Source organism: Celeribacter baekdonensis B30, from assembly GCF_000299875.1.
Taxonomy (GTDB): domain Bacteria; phylum Pseudomonadota; class Alphaproteobacteria; order Rhodobacterales; family Rhodobacteraceae; genus Celeribacter; species Celeribacter baekdonensis_A.
This window is the reverse complement of the sequence record NZ_AMRK01000001.1, coordinates 1-19332: the sequence shown is the minus strand read 5'-3', so window position 1 is coordinate 19332 and position 19332 is coordinate 1. Positions and strand designations below refer to the sequence as shown.

General features: G+C 56.4%; 23 protein-coding genes. 19 read left to right on the top strand and 4 right to left on the bottom strand.

Features of this window, described 5'->3' with window-relative positions; translation table 11 throughout:
• Positions 1 to 17 precede the first annotated feature (17 nt).
• The 10 genes from B30_RS00115 to recO all read left to right on the top strand — a co-directional run bounded on the left by B30_RS00115 (position 18) and on the right by recO (position 6713).
• A complete protein-coding gene (locus B30_RS00115) occupies positions 18 to 674 on the top strand; it encodes a DUF2062 domain-containing protein (protein WP_009569920.1) in 657 nt (218 codons plus the stop codon).
• Positions 675 to 773: 99 nt separating this feature from the next.
• The gene (locus tag B30_RS00110; protein WP_009569919.1) at positions 774 to 1535 is read left to right on the top strand and encodes a pyridoxine 5'-phosphate synthase; all 762 of its coding nucleotides are present in this window, start codon (positions 774 to 776) and stop codon (positions 1533 to 1535) included.
• Entirely contained in the window at positions 1532 to 2155 is a 624-nt protein-coding gene (locus tag B30_RS00105) for a LysE family translocator (RefSeq protein WP_009569918.1), read from the top strand. The genes B30_RS00110 and B30_RS00105 overlap by 4 nt, the downstream gene beginning before the upstream one ends.
• A gap of 1 nt (position 2156) precedes the next feature.
• Positions 2157 to 2621: a hypothetical protein gene (locus B30_RS00100; RefSeq protein WP_009569917.1), complete on the top strand. Its 465-nt coding sequence runs from the start codon at positions 2157 to 2159 to the stop codon at positions 2619 to 2621.
• Positions 2618 to 3022: a holo-ACP synthase gene (gene acpS, locus B30_RS00095; protein WP_009569916.1), complete on the top strand. Its 405-nt coding sequence runs from the start codon at positions 2618 to 2620 to the stop codon at positions 3020 to 3022. Before B30_RS00100 ends, acpS begins: the two co-directional genes overlap by 4 nt.
• Before the next feature lie 138 nt (positions 3023 to 3160).
• Positions 3161 to 3937, top strand: coding sequence for a signal peptidase I (gene lepB / locus B30_RS00090; protein WP_009569915.1), 777 nt, complete (start codon positions 3161 to 3163; stop codon positions 3935 to 3937).
• Positions 3934 to 4617, top strand: a complete 684-nt coding sequence (rnc, locus tag B30_RS00085; RefSeq protein WP_009569914.1) for a ribonuclease III — start codon at positions 3934 to 3936, stop codon at positions 4615 to 4617. The genes lepB and rnc overlap by 4 nt, the downstream gene beginning before the upstream one ends.
• 1 nt (position 4618) lies before the next feature.
• A complete protein-coding gene (gene era, locus B30_RS00080; protein WP_009569913.1) occupies positions 4619 to 5542 on the top strand; it encodes a GTPase Era in 924 nt (307 codons plus the stop codon).
• Complete coding sequence (locus B30_RS00075; protein ID WP_009569912.1) at positions 5542 to 5874, top strand: DUF1491 family protein; 333 nt, start codon at positions 5542 to 5544, stop codon at positions 5872 to 5874. The genes era and B30_RS00075 overlap by 1 nt, the downstream gene beginning before the upstream one ends.
• 92 nt (positions 5875 to 5966) lie before the next feature.
• Positions 5967 to 6713, top strand: a complete 747-nt coding sequence (gene recO / locus B30_RS00070; RefSeq protein WP_009569911.1) for a DNA repair protein RecO — start codon at positions 5967 to 5969, stop codon at positions 6711 to 6713.
• A gap of 18 nt (positions 6714 to 6731) precedes the next feature.
• Here recO and B30_RS00065 read toward each other — a convergent pair whose 3' ends face one another.
• Positions 6732 to 8405, bottom strand: a complete 1674-nt coding sequence (locus tag B30_RS00065) for an acyl-CoA dehydrogenase family protein (protein WP_009569910.1) — start codon at positions 8403 to 8405, stop codon at positions 6732 to 6734.
• 207 nt (positions 8406 to 8612) lie between these two features.
• On the opposite strand from B30_RS00065, the gene B30_RS00060 reads away from it, so the two are divergent.
• Positions 8613 to 9386, top strand: coding sequence for a sulfite exporter TauE/SafE family protein (locus B30_RS00060; protein WP_009569909.1), 774 nt, complete (start codon positions 8613 to 8615; stop codon positions 9384 to 9386).
• A 9-nt stretch (positions 9387 to 9395) separates the two neighbouring features.
• Here B30_RS00060 and B30_RS00055 read toward each other — a convergent pair whose 3' ends face one another.
• Positions 9396 to 9710: a c-type cytochrome gene (locus B30_RS00055; protein WP_157789766.1), complete on the bottom strand. Its 315-nt coding sequence runs from the start codon at positions 9708 to 9710 to the stop codon at positions 9396 to 9398.
• Between the two features lie 108 nt (positions 9711 to 9818).
• A complete protein-coding gene (locus tag B30_RS00050; RefSeq protein ID WP_009569907.1) occupies positions 9819 to 11417 on the bottom strand; it encodes a phosphoenolpyruvate carboxykinase in 1599 nt (532 codons plus the stop codon).
• Between the two features lie 378 nt (positions 11418 to 11795).
• Here B30_RS00050 and B30_RS00045 point away from each other — a divergent pair, with 378 nt between their 5' ends.
• From B30_RS00045 to B30_RS00015, 7 genes are all read left to right on the top strand, one after another.
• Entirely contained in the window at positions 11796 to 12497 is a 702-nt protein-coding gene (locus B30_RS00045; protein ID WP_009569906.1) for a response regulator transcription factor, read from the top strand.
• Complete coding sequence (locus B30_RS00040) at positions 12497 to 14227, top strand: sensor histidine kinase (RefSeq protein WP_009569905.1); 1731 nt, start codon at positions 12497 to 12499, stop codon at positions 14225 to 14227. The genes B30_RS00045 and B30_RS00040 overlap by 1 nt, the downstream gene beginning before the upstream one ends.
• Positions 14228 to 14328: 101 nt before the next feature.
• The gene (locus B30_RS00035; protein ID WP_303704807.1) at positions 14329 to 14721 is read left to right on the top strand and encodes an HPr kinase/phosphorylase; all 393 of its coding nucleotides are present in this window, start codon (positions 14329 to 14331) and stop codon (positions 14719 to 14721) included.
• Positions 14712 to 15623: an RNase adapter RapZ gene (gene rapZ, locus B30_RS00030; protein ID WP_009569903.1), complete on the top strand. Its 912-nt coding sequence runs from the start codon at positions 14712 to 14714 to the stop codon at positions 15621 to 15623. The genes B30_RS00035 and rapZ overlap by 10 nt, the downstream gene beginning before the upstream one ends.
• A gap of 14 nt (positions 15624 to 15637) precedes the next feature.
• Complete coding sequence (locus B30_RS00025; RefSeq protein WP_009569902.1) at positions 15638 to 16027, top strand: PTS sugar transporter subunit IIA; 390 nt, start codon at positions 15638 to 15640, stop codon at positions 16025 to 16027.
• 30 nt (positions 16028 to 16057) lie between these two features.
• On the top strand, positions 16058 to 16333 hold the full coding sequence (locus tag B30_RS00020) for an HPr family phosphocarrier protein (RefSeq protein ID WP_009569901.1): 276 nt from the start codon (positions 16058 to 16060) through the stop codon (positions 16331 to 16333).
• A complete protein-coding gene (locus B30_RS00015) occupies positions 16334 to 17239 on the top strand; it encodes a lysophospholipid acyltransferase family protein (RefSeq protein ID WP_009569900.1) in 906 nt (301 codons plus the stop codon).
• A gap of 66 nt (positions 17240 to 17305) precedes the next feature.
• Here the strand turns inward: B30_RS00015 and B30_RS00010 are convergent, their stop codons facing one another.
• The gene (locus B30_RS00010) at positions 17306 to 18181 is read right to left on the bottom strand and encodes a 3-hydroxybutyryl-CoA dehydrogenase (RefSeq protein WP_009569899.1); all 876 of its coding nucleotides are present in this window, start codon (positions 18179 to 18181) and stop codon (positions 17306 to 17308) included.
• 187 nt (positions 18182 to 18368) lie between these two features.
• On the opposite strand from B30_RS00010, the gene B30_RS00005 reads away from it, so the two are divergent.
• Entirely contained in the window at positions 18369 to 19196 is an 828-nt protein-coding gene (locus B30_RS00005) for a DUF6473 family protein (RefSeq protein WP_009569898.1), read from the top strand.
• Positions 19197 to 19332: the final 136 nt, after the last annotated feature.

Below are 19332 nucleotides of genomic sequence, written 5' to 3'. Positions count from 1 at the left end.
GATCCACGGGGGATGATGTGGTCTTCAAGCGCCGGGAAAAACTGACGCCATTGAAATGGCTGTCGCAGGTGATCTGGCCGAAAGGTGGTTGGTCGCGCGCGGCGCGCTATCTTCAACATCGTCTGCACCGCCTGCCAGACACGCCGCATAAAATCGCGCGTGGCGTGTTTGCGGGGGTGTTTACCGTGTTCACCCCTTTGTTTGGATTTCACTTTTTCATTGCCTACGCCATTGCCAAACTCACCCGTGGCAATGTGATTGCTGCCTTGCTTGCCACTTTTGTCGGCAATCCGTTGACCTATGTTCCGATTGGCGTGATCTCGATGAAGATGGGGCATTTCATTTTGGGCACGCGGTTTAATCATGAGGCAGAGCGCTCATTGGTGGGCAAGTTCTTTGATGCTGCTGATGATTTCTGGCAAAACTTTTTGGCATTGTTCACAGAGCGTGACACCAATTGGGATGCGCTCATCCGGTTTTTTCACGAGATTTTCCTGCCCTATCTGGTCGGGGGGATTTTGCCGGGGATCGTCGCGGGCTTGGCGGCCTATTACGTCACTTTGCCAATGATTGCCGCGTATCAGAAAAGCCGCCGCGGGCGCTTGAAAGCCAAGCTTGAGGAACTCCGTCGCAAAAAAGCCGCCGCCAAAAAGGTTCCGCCCAATCAGGTGTGAACAGGATGTGATCGGTCGGATCAAGAATTCGCGGTTTTCTTTCGACGCAGGCGCGGTATTGTCGGCCGCAAACCGAATAAAGCGTCAAGGACACTGAATATGACTGCGACAAGCGTGCTGCGTCTTGGGATGAACATCGACCACGTTGCCACCGTGCGCAATGCGCGTGGCTCGGCTTACCCGGACCCGATCCGAGCGGCTAAATTGGCCGAAGAGGCGGGCGCCGACGGGATCACGGCGCATCTGCGCGAAGACCGCCGTCATATCACAGACGATGACATCGAACGCCTTGTTGCCGCGCTCTCTGTGCCACTGAATTTCGAAATGGCCGCGACCGATGAGATGCAATCCATTGCACTGCGCCATAAACCACATGCGGTCTGTATCGTGCCCGAAAAGCGTGAAGAACGGACCACCGAAGGCGGGCTTGAAGTCGCGCGCGAAGAGAACAAACTGGCGCATTTCATTGCGCCTTTGCGGGAGGCGGGCTGTCGTGTGTCGATCTTTATCGCGGCGGACAAACGCCAAATCGAAGCTGCGCATCGGATCGGGGCCGCCGTGGTCGAACTGCACACCGGGGCCTATTGCGATTTCCACGCCGAGGGCGATTTTGCGGCGCGTGACGAGGAACTGAAACGCCTCACCGAGATGGCCGCGTTTGCGACGGATTTGGGTCTGGAAGTCCATGCGGGCCACGGTTTGACTTATGACACCGTTGCTCCGATTGCCGCTTTGCCACAGATTGTTGAACTGAACATCGGTCATTTCCTTATCGGCGAGGCGATTTTTCGCGGTATCAAACCGGCGATTGCCGAGATGCGGCGGCTGATGGATGCGGCGCGTGCTGAGGCATCTGCGTGATCCCGTTTTCTGACCTCTGGCCGATTTTGCTGGGCTGGGCGATTGCCGTTGGCTCTCCGGGTCCGGCGATCTTGGCCATCGTCGGGGCCGCCATGGGTGGTGGGCGCGCCAATGGGTTTGCCGTGTCCACCGGCGTGTGGTGCGGATCGGTGTTTTGGGCCCTGCTTGCGGGCTTTGGCCTTGGCGCCGCGATGATGGCCCATGCCTGGGTGCTCGACGCGCTGCGCTATATTGGAGCCGGATATCTTTTGGTGCTTGCCATCAAATCGGCGCGGGCCGCGATGGCAAAGGGAGAAGCCAAGGTGCGCGCCGTCAACGAGCCACTGCGCGTGTCCTTTCTCAAAGGCCTGACCATCCACGTCATGAACCCGAAAGCGATCCTGTTTTGGGGCGCGTTGTTCGCGGTGGTGATCCCCGAAGGCGCAGAACCCATCGCGCTTTTGCAAGTCGGCGCATCCTGTCTGGCGGTGTCGTTCACGGTCATGTCCACGATGGCCTTTGCGTTTTCGACCCGCTTCATCGCGCGGGGCTATTTGCGCCTTCATCGTGTGTTTGAGGGGGCGTTTGCGGCTCTTTTCGGCTTTGCCGCCCTCAAAGTTTTGACAGCGAAAGTGGTATGATATGATGGGTCTTCGAGGGGTCTTCGCGCTTTTCATCGCCACCTTACCGCTCACGGCTCAGGCACAGGAGGTCACGCCCTGTGACTGGCGTGCCTCGGCGGCGTCTGTGGTCGAGCCATGGGATGAAAACACCCGGACCTTTGCCAATGGTGTGGTGCGGCTGGCGCTTTTGGATACGATTGAACCCGCCGCTGCGGCCTTTCACGTTTTGGTCCTGTCGCCGCCCTTTGACGAGGTCGGCGGGCGGCAGTGCCGGATCATTTCCGCAGATGCGGCAGGCTCCGGGTTTGAAGCATTAGATTTTGCGGCCCTTGAGGCCGATTATGAGCCTTCAACGGGGCTGTTGTTCATGATGCCCGCGCGCCTGTATGATCCCAAGGACGGCCCGGCCAAAATGGGTCGCCTGAGTTTTGCGCTGAATCAGGCCACGGGCGAGATCGCGACATTGTTTGAGGCTCCCAAATGATCCTTGGCATCGGTACGGACCTTGCCAATATTGATCGTATTTCCGGCACTTTGGCGCGCTTTGGAGATCGTTTCAAACAGCGTGTGTTTACGGAGGCGGAGCAACACAAAGCCGAACGTCGTCGCGACGTTGCGGGCACCTATGCCAAACGCTGGGCCGCCAAAGAAGCCTGTTCCAAAGCCTTGGGGACGGGGCTTGCCATGGGAATTTCGTGGAAAGACATGGCGGTCAAAAACCTCGCCTCCGGCCAGCCGGTGATGGAGGTCACCGGATGGGCCAAAGAGCGGTTGGAGGCAATGACCCCGCCAGGGCATGAGGCGATCATCCATGTCACGCTGACCGACGATCACCCCTGGGCGCAGGCCTTTGTGGTGATCGAGGCGCGCCCGACCGCGCTGTGAGCGTCTCAAAAGCCGCGAAATCCCACTCATTGCGGGGGTTTCACGGGGCTTTGCCTTGACTCCAATCGCGCCGCCTTCCATGTAGCCGGGGACCGGTATCCAAATCCCCGCCAACGCCCCCAAAGGACCTGAATTCAGATGAGCAGCACCAAAGACAGTGTGGTCGAAACCATCAAAACCATCGTCTACGCCCTTTTGATCGCGGGGATTTTTCGGACTTTCTTTTTTCAGCCGTTTTTCATCCCCTCCAGTTCGATGAAAGACACGTTGCTGATCGGCGATTTCTTGTTCGTCAATAAGATGAGCTATGGGTATTCGAAATGGTCCTGTCCGATGGCTTTTATGTGCCCGGTGTCCGGGCGCATCCTGTTCACCGAACCGGAGCGCGGGGATATTGTGGTGTTTGAACACCCGACCAAACATGTCACCTATGTCAAACGTCTGATCGGCCTGCCCGGCGATCAGGTTCAACTGAAAGACGGTGTGGTCTTTATCAATGGCGAAGAGGCCGTACAAACGCCCGATGGTGTGTTTGTCGAGACCTTTGAGCCGCAAGGTGCCGCAGGCAACCCGCCGCGCTGTGCCAACCCGGCGCCGGGGCTTGGCGGCGACTGCGTCAAAGAGAAATTCATCGAAACTCTGCCCGGCGGGCGTCAGCATTCGGTGCTCAATGCCGCCGTCACGGGCGTGGACAACACCAAGGTCTACACGGTTCCAGAAGGTCAGTATTTCTTTATGGGTGACAACCGCGACAACTCCGTCGACAGCCGGATTGCACAGCCATCGGGTGTGGGTTTTGTACCTGCGGAATATCTGCTCGGTCGGGTGGATCGGGTGATCTTTTCCTCGGCTGGCAAGCACCTTGTGTATTTTTGGACATGGCGCAAAGATCGTTTCTTTAAGGGGCTTCAGTGAAGATTTCGACCGAACTCCAAGCGTTTCAACAGCGCCTCGGCTATGAGTTTTCTCAGCCCGAGCTTTTGATGCGTGCCGTGACCCACAGTTCGATTTCTTCCGTCACCCGCCCCGACAACCAACGGCTTGAATTTTTGGGCGACCGGGTGCTTGGGCTGGTGATGGCGGAGGCACTGTTTGAGGTCGACCGCAAAGCGTCCGAAGGTCAACTTGCACCGCGTTTCAACGCACTGGTGCGCAAAGAAACCTGTGCCGACGTCGCGCGCGAGATTGATCTTGGGGCTGTGCTCAAACTGGGCCGGTCCGAGATGATGTCTGGCGGACGCCGCAAAGAGGCACTTTTGGCCGATGCGATGGAAGCAGTGATTGCCGCCGTCTATCGTGATGGTGGCTTTGCCGCGGCCAAGACGCTTGTGCGACGGCTGTGGAGCACGCGGATCGATATGGTTGAACATGATGCGCGCGACGCCAAGACCGCGCTGCAGGAATGGGCCCAGGCGCGGGGTCAGAAGCCGCCAAAATATACCGAAATTTCTCGCAAAGGCCCTGATCATGCACCCGTGTTCACCATCGAAGTGACACTGGAAAGCGGTGAGACGGCGCAATCCGAGGCAACGTCCAAACGTCAGGCCGAACAAGCGGTCGCCAAGGCGCTTTTGACCAAACTGGAGGCCAAATAACATGGCTGAGACACGTTCTGGCTTTGTGGCTCTGATCGGCGAACCGAACGCCGGAAAATCGACCCTTCTCAACCGCATGGTTGGGGCCAAAGTGTCCATCGTCACCCACAAAGTGCAAACCACTCGTGCCCGCATTCGCGGCGTGGCGATTGAGGGGGATGCGCAAATTGTTTTCGTCGACACGCCGGGTATTTTTAAACCCAAGCGCCGTCTGGACCGCGCCATGGTCACCGCCGCATGGGGTGGGGCTGCGGACGCCGATGTGGTTGTGTTGCTGGTTGAGGCCCATCGTGGCCTGACCGAGGGCGTCGAGGCTATCCTTGCCGCACTTGACGAACAAGACGCTCAATACAAAGGCCCGCCGCGCAAGATCGCTTTGGCGATCAATAAGATCGACATGGTGCCGGTCGAAAAGCTGTTGGATATGACCAAGGTTTTGAACGAACGCCGCAATTTTGTAGAGACCTTTATGATCTCTGCCGAAAAGGGCCGGGGTGTTGACGATCTGCGCAAATGGTTGGCCAAAGAATTGCCCGTCGGCCCATGGCTTTACCCCGAAGATCAGATTGCCGATCTGCCGATGCGGATGATCGCGGCGGAAATCACCCGCGAAAAACTGACGTTGAATCTGCATCAGGAATTGCCCTACCAGCTCACGGTCGAGACCGAAGCTTGGGAAGAGCGCAAAGACGGATCGGCGCGCGTCGATCAGATCGTCTATGTGTCCCGCGATGGTCACAAGGGCATTATTTTGGGCCACCGGGGTGAGACGATCAAACGGATTTCACGCGCGTCACGGGAAGAGTTGGCCGAGTTTTTGGGTCGGCCTGTGCACCTGTTTTTGCAGGTCAAAGTGCGACCGAACTGGTTGGAAGAGGCCGAACGCTACGGCGAGATGGGTCTTGATTTCAAAGACGGAAACTGATGGCGCGACTGACCGCAGATGTCTGGGTTTCGGCCTATTTGACGCGGTTGCGCCTGGCCGACATTCCGGTGTTTGTGGTGAAAAAGGGCGACCTGACCGCAGGGGCCGTGATGATCAAGCTCAATACGCTGGATGGCAAAGCCAAAGCGTTTCAGCGCGAGTTTAACCTGATGGAGGACCGCCGCGATTGGGCGGTCCTGTCCGAGGGCGACGAACGCGATGTCGATGCGGCGTTGATGAAACAACGCAGTTTTGACCCCGACCTTTGGATCATCGAGGTCGAGGACCGTCTGGGACGCACACTTTTGGACGAGCCCGGTTTGAGCGATTGAGCCTCAAGGATGAGCCTGTCTGATTGACGCGGCCTATGTTGCGGGGCAGGGTTTCATGAGTATTTTTACCAAGAAGAAGCAGGGGCGCGCGCATGATTGAATGGCGCGATGAAGGGGCGGTTTTGGCGGTGCGCAAGCATGGCGAGACCTCCGTGATCGTCGAGGTGTTCACTGAGAACCACGGTCGCCAAGCGGGGGTCGTGCGCGGTGGCATTTCGCGCAAAATGACGCCGCATCTGCAGCCCGGCGGGCAGGTCAGCGTGACGTGGAAAGCGCGGCTTGAGGACCATCTGGGTGCGTTCACCTTTGAACCCGTCAAGGGACGTGCCGCCGCCGTGATGGACGATCCTTTGGCGCTTGCAGCCCTCAACGCGGTCACCGCGATGTTGGCGTTTGTTTTGCCGGAACGCGAGGCGCATGGCTATCTTTACATCGACAGTATGCGGCTTTTGGACCGTCTCGGCACGGACCCGATGTGGCCTTTGGCCTATCTGCATTGGGAGGTGTCACTGTTGGAAGAGCTAGGGTTTGGCCTTGATCTCTCGGCCTGTGCGGTGACGGGATCGCATGAGGATCTGATTTATGTCTCACCCAAATCTGGCCGCGCTGTGTCACGTTTGGGGGCGGGGGAGTGGGCGGACCGGATGTTGCCGTTGCCGCAATGTTTGTTGGGGCAATCCTCGTTGAATTTCACGGAAATTTCGCAAGGGTTGACCACGACCGGACATTTTCTGAACCGGATCGCGGCGGAGCTGTCCGATCGACCGATGCCCGCCGCGCGGGATCGGTTTTTGGATCGGATTGCAAAAAAGGCGGCGCAGGAGGCACCGCCTTTTTAAAGCTGTTTCACGCTGGGCTTAGCCCAAAATGCGGCGTGCAATCACCTGCGCTTGGATTTCCCCGGCACCCTCAAAGATGTTGAGAATGCGCGCGTCGCACAAGATGCGGGAAATTTGATACTCAAGCGCAAAGCCGTTGCCGCCGTGGATTTGCAAGGCATTGTCGGCGGCGGCCCAGGCGACACGCGCGCCCAAGAGTTTCGCCATGCCAGCCTCAACATCGCAACGATGGCCGTGATCTTTTTCCCAGGCGGAGAAATAGGTGAGCTGACGCGCGACCATGATCTCGACCGCCATCATCGCCAACTTGCCGGAGACGCGGGGGAATTCGATCAGGGACTTGCCGAATTGCTTGCGGTCCTCGGCGTATTGCATCCCAACTTCGAGCGCATTTTGCGCCACACCAATGGCACGCGCGGCGGTTTGGATGCGGGCAGACTCAAAGGTCTCCATCAGCTGTTTAAAGCCTTTGCCTTCTTCGCCGCCCAAAAGGTTTTCGGCCTTCACTTTGAACCCGTCAAAGGCCAGCTCGTATTCCTTCATGCCGCGATAGCCCAAGACTTCGATCTCGCCGCCGGTCATGCCGGGGGTCGGGAAGGGGGCCTCATCCGTGCCCGGCGTTTTCTCCGCCAGGAACATCGACAGGCCTTTGTAATCCGTGGTGTTCGGATCGGTGCGCGCCAAAAGCGTCATCACATGGGTGCGCGCGGCGTGGGTGATCCAGGTCTTGTTGCCAGTGACCGTATAGGTTTCGCCCTCTTTCACCGCACGGGTGCGCAGGGAGCCAAGGTCCGAGCCGGTGTTCGGTTCGGTGAACACGGCGGTCGGCAGGATTTCGGCGGAGGAGAGTTTTGGCAACCAATTTTGTTTTTGCTCTTCGGTGCCGCCGCTGAGGATCAATTCAGCCGCGATCTCGGAGCGTGTGCCCAAAGAGCCGACGCCGATATAGCCACGCGACAGCTCCTCGGAGACCACCACCATCGCCGCTTTCGGAAAGCCAAAGCCGCCGTATTCCTCGGGGATGGTCAGGCCAAAGACGCCAAGTTCGGCCAGCTCTTCGATGATCTCCATCGGGATCAATTCGTCTTTGAGGTGCCATTCATGGGCAAAGGGCACGACTTTTTCGTCGGCAAAGCGGCGGAACTGTTCGCGCACCATTTCCAGCTCGTCATCAAGGCCAGAGGCGCCAAAAGTGGCGTGACCATAATTGTCGCGCATCAAAGCGACAAGACGGGAACGCGCGGCAACGGTGTTGCCCTCCAGCATGAGTTTGACGACATCTTTGTGGCTCGGCTGCGCGAGGCCAAGACCCAGATCGGCCAAGCGGCAGACCTCGCCTTGGTTCATCGGGATGCCGCCGTAGATTTGGTTGAGGTATTCGCCAAAGGCGATCTGATGGATCAGTTGTTCCATCTCGCCAAATTTACCGTCATCCGTCAGAGCCAAGGCCCATTTTTGCATTTGACGCAGCGCCTCGACATAGGTCGCAAGCCAAGCAAGGCCATGAGCCGCCGTTTGATTGGCCTCAAGTTTGGTGCCAGAGATGCGATCTCCGTCCAAAAATTCGGTGCGCAAGGATGCGCGGGCGCGATCCAAAAGGGCCTCAGCAGGGGCCACTGCGGCACCGGTCAAAGCCAGAAGATCGGGCAAAATGGGGTTCGACATGGTCATCTCCTGTTGATCAAGGGCCATGGGAATCTCTCCTTCTCAGGGTCATGGGACTGTCTAATCCCTTCGCAGTTGCAGCGCAATATTATTTTGCATTAGATGTCATTTAGGATCAAAAGTGTCGCAGGCAAGCCGAATGCCCCCGTGGCCCTGAGAAAGTTTTAGACTGGCCGCATCGGATAGGCGCGAATTCTCTGGTCTCACGGGGATCACAGGCCCTATGACAAACCCATGGATTTCAACGCGCTTCTCTCTCTGCTTACCTTGCCGCAAATGGCGGTTTCCCTTGCCATTGCCCTGCTTGCGGGTTTCGTCAAAGGTGCAACCGGCTTTGCCATGCCGATGATCATGGTTTCGGGGCTGGGGTCATTCCTTTCGCCTGAACTGGCGCTGGCGGGACTGATTCTGTCGACCGTGGTGTCGAACATCTGGCAATCGCTGCGTGGCGGCGTGTCCGAGGCGGTGCAGGCGGCGAAGGTCTATAAACTCTATATCGCAGCGCTTTTGGTGATGATCCTTTTGTCGGCGCAGCTTGTGGTGATCTTGCCGCAATCGGTGGTATTTTTGACGCTTGGGATCATTGTGATCGTCTTGGCGAGCTACCTTTTGATTGGGCGGGCGCTGCATATTCCGGACCATCACCGGGCCTTTTACGATCTCGGCCTTGGTGCGCTTTCGGGGATGATCGGCGGGGTTGCGGGGATTTGGGGGCCGCTGACGGTGGCCTATCTCACCGCCGTCGATACGCCGAAAAAAATGCAGATCAAAATCACCGGCGTGATCTTTGGCGCGGGGGCTTTGATGTTGTTTGCGGCCCATCTGCGCTCTGGTGTGCTCAATGCGCAAACGCTGCCGCTATCTTTGGCGCTCTTAATCCCGGCACTGTTGGGGATGGTGATCGGCCAACAGGTTCAGGACCGTTTGGATCAAAAGAAATTCAAACGCGCCACCCTGTTTGTCTTGCTCGTCGCCGGAGCCAATTTGGTACGGCGCGGGCTTTTTTAACACTCCGTTTTAACGGGTGATCTGGGCTTCAAACCGTAGTTTTTGCGCGGCGATCTCGGGCGCAAGTGACATGAGGTAGGCGGCAATGGCCTGGCGCTCCGCATCGCTCAGGTCAATCGCTGGCATTTGATCCATCCCGCGGGTGGAGATCACGACATCGTTCAGAGTCGTCCCCTGAATGTCCGGTCCGTTGCCCCCAAGCGCATGTAGGCCATGACAGGCGGCGCAATGATCGACAAATTGCGCCTGGCCCTGATCATCGGCCCAACAGGGCAGAGCGAGTAAGGTGGCCACACACAGGGCAAGATGGGATAAAAGGCGCATGATCCCTTGTCTCAGCTCCGCGTAAAACCCGAGTGACAACAACGAAAAGAAAACGCCCCAAACCATAAGGCTTGGGGCGCGCTGTGCTCAAAGATAAAGAGAAGGGGCTTAGCCGATGGCGGCCGCTTTCACATCTTCGTCAATGTAGGGTAGGTACTGTTCAAAGTTCGCGGAGAACATTTTGACCAGTTTCTCAGCCTGTGCATCAAAGGCGTCTTTGTCGGCCCAAGTGCGGCGCGGGTCCAAAAGAACGTCCGGCACACCCGGAACAGAGACCGGAACCTCAAAGCCAAAGTTCTCGTCCTTGCGGAATTCGACCTCGGCCAACGTGCCTTCCAGCGCGGAGTGCAACAGGTTGCGCGTGGCTTTGATTGGCATACGCGAGCCAGTGCCAAAGGCGCCGCCGGTCCAGCCGGTGTTGACCAACCAACAGGTCGCGCCATGTTTCGCGATTTTTTCGCGCAACAGGTTGCCATAGGCTTCCGGGCGACGCGGCATGAACGGTGCACCGAAACAGGTGGAGAAGGTCGGGAGCGGTTCGGTCACGCCCACTTCGGTGCCCGGTGTCTTCGAGGTGAAGCCGGAGAGGAAGTGATACATCGCCTGTGCCGGGGTGAGGCGCGCGATTGGCGGCAAGATGCCATAGGCGTCACAGGTCAGCATGATGATGTTTTTCGGATGACCACCGAGCGAGGTCGGCGATGCGTTGGAGATATATTCCAACGGGTAAGCACAGCGCATGTTGTCGGTCAGGCTGTTGTCTTCGAAATCAAGCTCTTTGGTGTGCGCGTCATAGACCATGTTTTCGATGACGGTGCCGAATTTGGTCGTGGTCGCGTAGATCTCCGGCTCGGCTTCGGCCGAGAGATTGATCGTTTTCGCGTAACACCCGCCTTCAAAGTTAAAGGTGCCGCGCTCGGACCAGCCATGTTCGTCATCGCCAATAAGGACGCGCGACGGATCGGCGGAAAGCGTGGTTTTGCCGGTGCCCGACAGACCAAAGAAGATCGCGGTGTCGACCGGATTGTTCGGCGCGTGGTTGGCGGAGCAATGCATCGCCATCACGCCTTTGCCCGGCAAAATGTAGTTCAAAAGCGTGAACACGCCTTTTTTGTTCTCGCCCGCATATTCGGTGTTGCCGATCAGGATGATCTTTTTGTCAAAGTTCAGGGCGACAACGGTTTCCGAACGACAGCCGTGACGCTCTGGGTCGGCTTTGAAGCTCGGGCAGTTGATGATGGTGAAATCTGCGGTGAAATCGTCGAGTTCTTTCAACTCAGGACGGCGCAACATGGTGCGGATAAACAAACCGTGCCATGCCAACTCGGTGACCATGCGCACGTCAAGACGGTGGGCCGCGTCGGCACCGCCATAAAGGTCTTCAACGAAAAAATCTTTGCCTTTCATATGCTCAAGCATATCGGCGTAAAGAACATCAAATTTGGCCGGGTCCATCGGCTGGTTGTTTTCCCACCAGATCGTGTCTTCCACGGAGGGGGTGCGCACAACGAATTTGTCTTTTGGGGACCGGCCAGTGTGTTTGCCTGTGGTCACAAGGAACGTCCCGCCTTTGCCAAGCGTACCTTCTTCGCGTTTCAGGGCTTCTTCGATGAGCGCAGGCTCAAGAAGGTTGTAATAGACATGGCCAAGCCCTGTGATGCCTTGGTCGTCAAGTGTGAAAGCCGGGTTCACGCGTCCGGTTGTCATAGTGCAAACTCCCTGCCGTGTCCTTGACGGCGTCTCTGAAACATAAATTCTCGCGAAAGGGCCATTCGCGGCCGGACAGTCCCTCTCGTCCGACGACCGTGCTATAGCATGCTCGTCGCGTCCGTAAACAGGACCCAGATCAAGAGTTAGCGCAACCATGTTGGAGTTAGCGTAAACAAGCCGAAGTGCAGAATGTGAAACGGCCAGACTTAAGGCGTTGTCGCAAGAAGGTGAGACAAATTAGCCATTCCTTGAATCTTTTCGTTTTGGATTGTCATAGCTGATGCATGTGATTCGCGGTTTCGCTTGATTTGGCCTGGCGAAACGCGGATTATGCTAAAAAAAATGAACCAGTTGAGCAGTTGAAGGAAACGGAACATGTCCCGCATCGCATTGGTTGACGACGACCGGAATATCCTCACTTCCGTCTCCATGACCCTTGAGGCAGAAGGGTTTGAGGTGGAAACATATAATGACGGGCAATCGGCCTTGGACGCGTTCAACAAACGTCTCCCCGATATGGCTGTTTTTGACATCAAGATGCCGCGTATGGATGGGATGGACCTGTTGCAGCGTGTGCGGCAAAAAACCAATATGCCGGTGATTTTCCTCACCTCGAAAGATGATGAGATTGACGAGGTGCTGGGCCTTCGCATGGGCGCGGACGATTACGTCAAAAAACCGTTTTCCCAGCGCCTTTTGGTTGAACGCATCCGCGCGCTTTTGCGTCGTCAGGAAGTGATTGAAGGCGGTGAAGTCGGTGACGCCGAGGAGACCAAGGTGATTGTGCGCGGTGAATTGGAAATGGATCCGCTGCGCCATTCCGTGTCTTGGAAAGGCCGCGATGTCACGCTGACGGTGACGGAATTCTTGTTGTTGCAAGCGCTTGCTCAACGTCCCGGTTTTGTGAAATCGCGCGATCAGTTGATGGATGTGGCCTATGATGATCAGGTCTACGTCGATGACCGCACCATTGACAGCCACATCAAACGCCTGCGTAAGAAAATGCGTACCGTTGACAATGAATTTTCCGCCATCGAAACGCTTTACGGTATCGGTTATAGGTACAACGAGGAATAATGGCCCTTTCTTCGCGCATGGACCTCTCGGGAAAGCGCCCGTCTGATGACGCAGACGTCGTTCTCGGGGATGACTGGATTGCGCCGCGCATTTCGGATGCGGATTTGCGCGCCAAACGGGAGCGCCGCCGCTTTATCGCGATCAATCGCTCTCCTCTGGCGCAAAAGATCATAACCTTCAACCTCGTGGCCATCATTTTGATGGTGGCGGGTATTCTCTATCTCAATCCGTTTCGCGACAGTCTTGTGACCCAACGTGAAATGGCCATGGTGACAGAGGCGGTCCTGATCGCTGACATGTTGGAAGTGACGGCAGGTGTTGATGGTGTGTTGGATGCGACCGACGGAACCTCTGATGCACAATCCGTACTGAATGTGCTTGAAATCCCGCTGCGCGAAAATGTCTTTATCTACGACGCCGAAGGGGCTCTGATTGCCTCTACCGAAGGGATGCCGCGTGTGCGCCCCGCCAATGTGGCCGGGTTGCGCCGGGATGGGCGTTCGACAATGATTTCGGATTTTTTGACCGGGGTGTGGTCGATGATCACTCTCACAAAATCCAAAGAGACCGGCGATCCCAAGGATGCCGCCGCGCATGTCTCGCCGCTTGTGTCTGGCGCTTTGCAAAATGAAATCCACGTTAAAACCGGCAATGATGCAAATGGCTCGGCCCTCTTTGTTGTCGCCGCGCCGATCACCATCGACCTGGAGGGGCAGACGCGTACGCTGGGCGTGGTTGGGCTTGCCTCGGGCGAAGGCGAAATTGATGAACTTGTCCGGGTTGAGCGCGAACAAATCCTTCAAGTTTTTGTCATCGCGATCCTTGTGTCCATCGGCCTGAGCCTTGTTTTGGCCTCGACCATCGCCAATCCTTTGGCCGATCTGGCCGCTGCCGCTGAAATCGGACGCGACAAAAACAGTCGCAAAGTGGCTCCGGGTCGTGTACGCATCCCCGATCTCTCCGGTCGCCCTGATGAGATCGGGCGTCTGTCGTCTGCTCTGCGCGGGATGGTGTCGGCGCTTTATGACCGGATTGATGCCAACGAACAATTCGCGGCTGACGTGGCGCATGAAATCAAGAACCCGCTGGCCAGTCTGCGCTCTGCCGTTGGGTCACTGCGGATGATCAAGAAAGAAGAGCATCGGATCAAATTGCTCGATGTGATCGAACATGATGTGCGCCGTCTGGACCGTCTTGTCTCTGATATTTCCAATGCGTCCCGCCTCGACAGTGAGTTGGTGAAAGAGGAAGAAGAGGAATTCAACCTCATTAAAATGCTTACCAATTTGATTGAGTACCTGTCGCAAGAGGCGCAGGACAAAGGCATCGAATTCATCGCCGATATGCCCGACAAACCGATTGTCATTTCCGGTCTTGAGGCGCGTTTGGCACAGGTCTTTGTCAATCTGATCACCAACGCTGTGTCATTCTGTGAAGATGGCGATGCGATCCGTGTTTGGGTGCGTAAACGTGACAGCCGCGTTTTGATTGTGGTCGAAGACACCGGTCCCGGCATTCCCGATCAGGCGCTGTCCAAAGTGTTCAAACGCTTTTACTCAGAGCGCCCCGCAGGTCAGTTTGGCAACAACTCCGGGCTTGGTCTTGCCATTTCAAAACAGATCGTCGAGGCTCATGGCGGTGTGATCTGGGCCGAAAACATTCGCCCAACCGATGCTGATATCACATCCGATCCGCTGGGTGCCCGCTTTGTTGTGGGCTTGCCGGTGTGAGCGGCCACCAGACAGACAAAGATCAAAGGCCGGCGCAGGACAGCACCGGCCTTTTTTGCGCCGCCTCAGAGGTCGCGCCCCTGAACCTGCATGCCAGTTGCGTGGCTTATGGGGACACCAGAGGCCTGTTGATCCTGGGCCCTTCTGGCAGTGGCAAGTCCACATTGGCCCTAGAGATCATGGCTTATGGCGCCACTCTTGTGTCTGACGATCGCACCATCTTGACCAAATCGGACGGGGGCCTGATCGCGACGTCCCCGGCGCCGATCCGTGGGATGATCGAAGCACGAGGGGTGGGCTTGCTTGCGGCTCAGACGATTCCCGCCGCGCGCATTTGTGGCATTGCCGATCTGTCACAGGTCGAAATGGAGCGCTTGCCCCTACCACGAGAACGGGTCTTAATCGGGGTCCCGATTCCCCTGCTTTTCAAGGTCGAAGGCCGCCACTTTGCCCCGGCTTTGGTCCAATGGCTCAAAGGAGGCCGATGCGCGTGACGAGTTCTGACGACAGCCCTTTGTCACAGTCGAAATCCCAACGCCGCGTGGTCTTGATCACGGGGCCTTCGGGGGCTGGGCGCTCAACCGCGATCAATGCGCTTGAGGACCTTGGCTATGAGGTCATTGACAACCTGCCGATGTCGATCCTGCCCCGGCTGTTGCAAACGCATGGGCTGACGCGGCCCTTGGCGCTTGGCTTGGATGTGCGTAATCGCGACTTTTCGGTGAATGCGCTCATCGAGGTGATCGACGAATTGACCCGCAACCCGGATCATGACGCTGAGGTGCTTTATCTCGACAGTTCGCCTGAGGTGCTGATCCGGCGTTATTCCGAGACTCGTCGTCGTCACCCGCTTGCCCCGGCAGAAACAGTGCAGGACGGCGTGGCGCGCGAAATTGATCTTTTGGCCCCGATCCGCGCGCGGGCGGATATTCTGATTGATACGTCTGAGATGACGCCGCATCAGTTGCGCGACGAGATTGAACGCTGGTTCGCGGAGGGGCATCAGGCCGATATGGCCCTGACGGTGCAGAGTTTTTCCTACAAGCGCGGGATGCCGCGGGGCGTCGATATGGTGTTTGATGTGCGCTTTTTGGCCAATCCTTATTGGGAGCCAGAGCTGCGCGCGCTGAATGGCATGGACGCAAAGGTCCAAGACTATGTGCAGCGAGACCCGCGATTTGCGGCATTTTTCGAGAAAGTGTTGGAATTGACCTTACTTTTGTTGCCGGCCTACCGCGAAGAGGGCAAAAAACACCTCTCCATCGCGTTTGGCTGTACCGGAGGACAGCACAGATCGGTGACGCTTGCTGAAATTCTATCCAAAGCCCTTGCAGAACATGATTGGCAGGTGTCAATTAGGCATCGGGAATTGGAACGCCGCCATAGCGGCCTGTGATCGGGGAATCTCGCGTGATCGGAATCGTCATTGTCGCGCATGGTGGATTGGCCAAGGAATACCTTGCAGCCGTCGAACATGTGGTGGGCAAGCAAACGGGCGTTGAGGCAATTTCCATTGAGCCGGATCATGACCGATCGGCCAAGCAAAAGGAAATCTGCGGCGCGGCTGATGATGTCGACACCGGAGATGGTGTGGTGGTCGTAACAGATATGTTTGGCGGCAGTCCGTCCAACCTGTCGTTGATGGCGTGCCATCATGACAATCGTAAAATCATTTACGGCGCGAACCTGCCCATGTTGATCAAGCTGGCAAAATCTCGTCACAAAACGGTCAGCGAAGCGGTTAAAAATGCCTTAGAGGCGGGCCGAAAGTACATCGACAGTTTCGACGTGCTTGGCTGATAACGATAAGAAAAACGACAGGAAAACGGCATGACATCGACGACGAGAACGCATGAGATCATCAATGTGAAGGGTCTTCATGCGCGTGCTTCGGCGAAATTTGTCGAGACGGTAGAAGAATTTGACGCCAGTGCAGAGGTGTTCAAAGACGGGATGAGCACCTCGGGTGATAGTATCATGGGGCTTTTGATGTTGGCAGCCTCCAAAGGAACCACTATTGACGTGTCAACGAGGGGACCCGATGCTGATGCCTTGGCAGATGCGTTGGAGGCCCTGATCAAGGACCGATTTGGCGAGGATATGTAAGTGGCTCACCCGCAAGACCAAGCGACCGAGACCCAGGTGACCGAGCCCCATGTGCCAAAGCCCGGCGACGCGGATTTCATCAAGTATGACGGTCGGCGTCTGTCATATGCGGGAACCTATTCGGATCCCTCAAAGGTGGTGGTCATCCGCTCCATTGAATGGATCACCGGCAAGCTGCCCTTGTTGCGTCGCATCCGTCGGTTCGAACGTATGGGCACACCCATGGGGCAGCCATTCTTTAGTCAAGCCCTTGAGGTGATGGGAATTGACGTCACCACCCCCGAGGAGCAGATATCCAAAATACCCGCCACGGGTCCGCTTGTGGTGGTGGCAAATCATCCGCATGGTTTGGTCGATGGTTTGGTGATGGCGGAGTTGATCGGCAAGGTACGTACGGATTACAAAATCCTGACGCGCTCACTTTTGACCGGCATTCGCGAGATTGATCCGTTCATGTTGCCGGTGCCGTTTCCGCATGAAGAGGACAGTCACCGTAAATCCATCCTCATGCGCAATGAGGCGATGGATACATTGAAGGCGGGCGGGGTGATCATCCTGTTTCCGGCGGGGGCCGTGGCGTCGTCTGAAACATGGTTTGGCCCGGTGAAGGAAAAAGAATGGAACCCGTTCACCGCCAAGATGGTGTTGAAATCGGGGGCGACGGTGTTGCCAATCTATTTTCCTGGGCGGAACACGCGGTTGTATCAAATTGCCGATAAAATTTCTGCGACCATCCGTCAGGGGCTTTTGCTGCATGAAATCGTCCATGCACTCAACAAACCGCAATCGCCCATTATCGGCGATCCATTAAGCCCGGATGATTTGAACGATTGGCAGAAAAAGACCCGCGAATTCATGGCGTGGATGCGCACACATACTCTTGCGCTTGGCGGTCGCACGGACTGAACCAAACCCGGAACACATATGAAGAAGGGGCCATCGCGGCCCCTTTTCTATGTCGTTATGTGATGTTTATCGGGTCGGAACCGGCGTCTCGCCACGATAATCATAAAACCCGCGCTGGGTTTTGCGGCCCAGCCATCCGGCTTCGACATATTTTGTCAAAAGCGGGCAGGGGCGGTATTTCGTATCGGCCAGACCATCATGCAGCACGTTCATGATCGCGAGGCAGGTGTCCAGTCCGATAAAGTCAGCCAATTCCAAGGGCCCCATCGGATGGTTTGCCCCGAGTTTCATCGACTCATCAATGGATTTGACCGATCCAACGCCTTCATAGAGCGTATAAACCGCCTCGTTGATCATCGGCATCAGGATGCGATTGACGATAAACGCGGGAAAATCTTCGGCACTGGCGGCGGTTTTCCCAAGCGATTCGACCACTTTCAATAGCGCATGATAGGTGGGCTCATCCGTCGCGATGCCGCGGATCAGTTCGACCAGTTTCATCACAGGCACCGGATTCATGAAATGGAAGCCCATGAATTTTTCCGGTCGATCCGTGCGTGAGGCCAAGCGGGTGATCGAAATGGAAGAGGTATTCGAGGTCAGAATGGTTTCGGGTTTGAGATGGGGCAAAAGTCGTTCGAAAATTGCATTCTTCACATCTTCGCGCTCAGTCGCCGCTTCAATCACCAAGTCACTGACCCCAAGATCTTCAAGTTTGAGCGTCGTAGAGATTCGAGACAGCGCAGCATCCATTTCAGATTGCTCAATTTTGCCGCGTGACACTTGCCTCTCAAGATTGTGCGAGATGGTGACAATCGCCTGATTCAGAGCGTCCTGAGAAATGTCGTTGAGCAACACGTCATAGCCCGCCAGCGAGAACACATGTGCGATGCCATTGCCCATTTGTCCCGCACCGACGATGCCTATGTTTTGGATGTCCATTTTGTTACCTTTAGGATGTGTCGCCAGTCTGTGTGCCAAAGTTTACGCATGCGCAGCGCGCTGGTTCAAGGGGCAAGGTGACGGCGCCTTCCCATAAAATTTGCGTTGAATTGGCGGTTTAGCGATTTCGCAACTTGTATCTGCGACTCTGCTCTGTGGGTGAAATAACAAACCAGTGGGTGGACACATGGCTTACCAAAATAGGGGCGAAGGCTCCCTCAATTACTATCCGTGCCGCTATGGCAAATCGAAACTTCTGTTCCGCGGCCCGCCAAAGGACCTTGAGGAGGCCTATGTTGCCTTCCTAGGCGGAACCGAAACCTATGGCAAATATGTTGAGTTTCCCTTCCCGGATCTTGTTGAATCCGGGCTTGGGGTCGAAACTGTCAATCTGGGCTGCGTTAACGCTGGCGTCGATGTGTTCCTGAATGATGAGACGGTTCTGGACCTGTGCCATCATGCGAAAGCCACAGTGGTTCAAATCGCGGGCGCACAAAATATGTCGAACCGATTCTATGCGGTTCATGCACGCCGCAATGATCGTTTTTTGCGCGCCTCGACCCTGTTGAAAACGATCTATCGCGAAATTGATTTCACCGATTTCAACTTTACCCGCCATCTGCTTCAGACTCTGGAAGCGGTGTCTGAGCAGAAGTTTGATATGGTGCGACAGGAGTTGCGCGACGCGTGGTTGGCGCGGATGCGGACGATGGCGCAGAAACTTCGGGGCGATTTGGTGCTGTTGTGGCTGTCGGATCATTCTCCCGATGATGAGGAGGCCTGCGCCAAAATCAGTGGCGATCCGCTTTTCGTTAATCGAGATATGCTTGAGGATATTCGTCCTCTGGTCAAAGATATTGTTGAGGTGGTGGCGACCCGTGCAGAGGTTGAGCAGGGCTACGACTTGATGGCCTATTCCGACCTTGATGCTCCCGCTGCCCGCGAAATGCTGGGCCCGGTTGCCCATTCCAAAGCCGCGACTGCCGTTCAGGAAGCGATTGCGCGTTATCTTTGAAGCATCGAAAATGCGTTTGATACCCATAAAAAGGCCCACCGGTTGGCGGGCCTTTTGTCCTTGAGAGCGTGAGCTCAGAGTTTCCCGGTCAATTCGGGCACGGCTGTGAACAAATCGGCGACGAGGCCGAAGTCGG

Coding starts and splice junctions, on each gene's coding strand:
- B30_RS00110 (WP_009569919.1), top strand. CDS start 774: ATGACTGCGACAAGCGTGCTGCGTCTTGGGATGAACATCGACCACGTT.
- B30_RS00100 (WP_009569917.1), top strand. CDS start 2,157: ATGATGGGTCTTCGAGGGGTCTTCGCGCTTTTCATCGCCACCTTACCG.
- acpS (WP_009569916.1), top strand. CDS start 2,618: ATGATCCTTGGCATCGGTACGGACCTTGCCAATATTGATCGTATTTCC.
- lepB (WP_009569915.1), top strand. CDS start 3,161: ATGAGCAGCACCAAAGACAGTGTGGTCGAAACCATCAAAACCATCGTC.
- era (WP_009569913.1), top strand. CDS start 4,619: ATGGCTGAGACACGTTCTGGCTTTGTGGCTCTGATCGGCGAACCGAAC.
- B30_RS00075 (WP_009569912.1), top strand. CDS start 5,542: ATGGCGCGACTGACCGCAGATGTCTGGGTTTCGGCCTATTTGACGCGG.
- recO (WP_009569911.1), top strand. CDS start 5,967: ATGATTGAATGGCGCGATGAAGGGGCGGTTTTGGCGGTGCGCAAGCAT.
- B30_RS00065 (WP_009569910.1), bottom strand. CDS start 8,405: ATGGCCCTTGATCAACAGGAGATGACCATGTCGAACCCCATTTTGCCC.
- B30_RS00060 (WP_009569909.1), top strand. CDS start 8,613: ATGGATTTCAACGCGCTTCTCTCTCTGCTTACCTTGCCGCAAATGGCG.
- B30_RS00055 (WP_157789766.1), bottom strand. CDS start 9,710: ATGCGCCTTTTATCCCATCTTGCCCTGTGTGTGGCCACCTTACTCGCT.
- B30_RS00050 (WP_009569907.1), bottom strand. CDS start 11,417: ATGACAACCGGACGCGTGAACCCGGCTTTCACACTTGACGACCAAGGC.
- B30_RS00045 (WP_009569906.1), top strand. CDS start 11,796: ATGTCCCGCATCGCATTGGTTGACGACGACCGGAATATCCTCACTTCC.
- B30_RS00040 (WP_009569905.1), top strand. CDS start 12,497: ATGGCCCTTTCTTCGCGCATGGACCTCTCGGGAAAGCGCCCGTCTGAT.
- rapZ (WP_009569903.1), top strand. CDS start 14,712: ATGCGCGTGACGAGTTCTGACGACAGCCCTTTGTCACAGTCGAAATCC.
- B30_RS00020 (WP_009569901.1), top strand. CDS start 16,058: ATGACATCGACGACGAGAACGCATGAGATCATCAATGTGAAGGGTCTT.
- B30_RS00010 (WP_009569899.1), bottom strand. CDS start 18,181: ATGGACATCCAAAACATAGGCATCGTCGGTGCGGGACAAATGGGCAAT.
- B30_RS00005 (WP_009569898.1), top strand. CDS start 18,369: ATGGCTTACCAAAATAGGGGCGAAGGCTCCCTCAATTACTATCCGTGC.